We start from the raw sequence: 1472 nt of genomic DNA, 5'->3' as shown, positions 1-1472 counted from the left end.
TTCCTCAATCTCACTTAACTGCATTACTTAACTTACAATTTTCAGGCTCTGACCAATTCAGCCCTTACGATATGTCAGGTGAAAGCGCATATTTAATGTTACTAGAATTAAAGCAGAACCTACCGTCGGAATAGAACTTAAGCTAACGCCCAATTAAGTTGCAGACCAACGCAAACCTGAACCTAGAGCAACGCACCGATTACACCCAAACCATTTGGAGCTGAAAATGCCGCGCGTTGGCTGTCAGCTTGAATTGCTTGTTATATTTTACAACAATCGACTGATTTCATTGATAAAGAATTACGATACTGACTTGGATTTCTAACTCAGCTCACACGCTGAAATTGAAAGTGACGCCAGAAAACAGCAAACCAATTCGATGCCAGGAAAATCAGGTATTCATCTTTAAACCCAGACGAACAAGAAAGCTGAAACCTTCCGATTTGGTAGCGATTTCAAAACCAAAAAGGCAGCTATCATTGAAGCGACTTTGAGCCAATTACACGTCCAAACGGCGCTGCTCAAATCCAAAATGAAGCACCCACGAACCTTGGCATGTTTTACGGCTAAAGATATCTAGAACCTTAAGACCTCGATATTTGGCTGCTGAAAGTAGCTGAAAATGACAGCCTGAGAAACCGACAAATCACCTACTTCACATTGATTTTAAGACGCTGATTTCAAATAAAATATAACGCCGCATTAAGGTGCGACAACGCTGTAACACCCAAGCTAAACCATTGCGCTATAAACACAAAATTCAAATCAGAGTAAACTCGCCACGCGTTGGGAGTCACTCTTAAATGCTTTGTTAGGTTTATTGGCAAAGGAGTCGAACGCTTCCTGTTTTTTTGTCATATTTATGGTTAGGAATAAGCAATGGCAGTTTTGACAACTCCAAACCTTTTGATTTCGCTCCCCACTTAACGGGCCTACCTGTCGTGTCGTAGTACACTTGATTTTCGTAGTCGATAAGGCCAGATTGCCACTCATCGCCTAGATAACTCAGATCTTCTGATTCATCGTACCATTCTGGATTAATCAGAGTTATTATCGCTCCATTAATAGGGCTGCGGTCCCAAAAAACAAAATACTCTGGAACAACTGAACGCTCTGCTACGGAAAAATAGTTAAGTGGGTATTTATCTTTAGGCCACCAAGAGGGGTATCGTTCATCGAAACTGCCACCAACATGTTTCTTTGCCTTAGCAATTTCTATCTCACTCCGTCTGTAGACATTGACCCTTAACTCCCCTTGTTGAACTCTAACCATTTGACCTGCTTCCAATCTGTTTAATTGAATAACTGTCTCAGAGCAATATTCTGAACTTACAGGGGTGCCATTTGTGATAAATGCGACAAACACCCCTGCCAACACTAGTAATCTGTTGATAACAACTCCTTAAACCTAACGCCCAATTAAGGTGCGACAACGCTATTACACCTAACCTAAACCATTGCACCGTAAACAC

General features: G+C 41.4%; 1 protein-coding gene and 1 pseudogene. One reads left to right on the top strand and one right to left on the bottom strand.

Annotated features, from left to right (window positions below; all coding sequences use genetic code 11):
- Positions 1-134, top strand: a pseudogene (locus FCV43_RS14740) (BLUF domain-containing protein); the annotation flags it as partial.
- 683 nt (positions 135-817) lie between these two features.
- Here the strand turns inward: FCV43_RS14740 and FCV43_RS14735 are convergent.
- The gene (locus tag FCV43_RS14735; protein ID WP_170961668.1) at positions 818-1378 is read right to left on the bottom strand and encodes a hypothetical protein; all 561 of its coding nucleotides are present in this window, start codon (positions 1376-1378) and stop codon (positions 818-820) included.
- Between the last annotated feature and the right edge of the window lie 94 nt (positions 1379-1472).

This window comes from Vibrio genomosp. F6 (assembly GCF_005146325.1).
Classification (GTDB): Bacteria; Pseudomonadota; Gammaproteobacteria; order Enterobacterales; family Vibrionaceae; genus Vibrio; species Vibrio cortegadensis.
The sequence above is the reverse complement of the archived record's forward strand: the minus strand, read 5'-3'. Positions and strand labels throughout refer to the sequence as shown.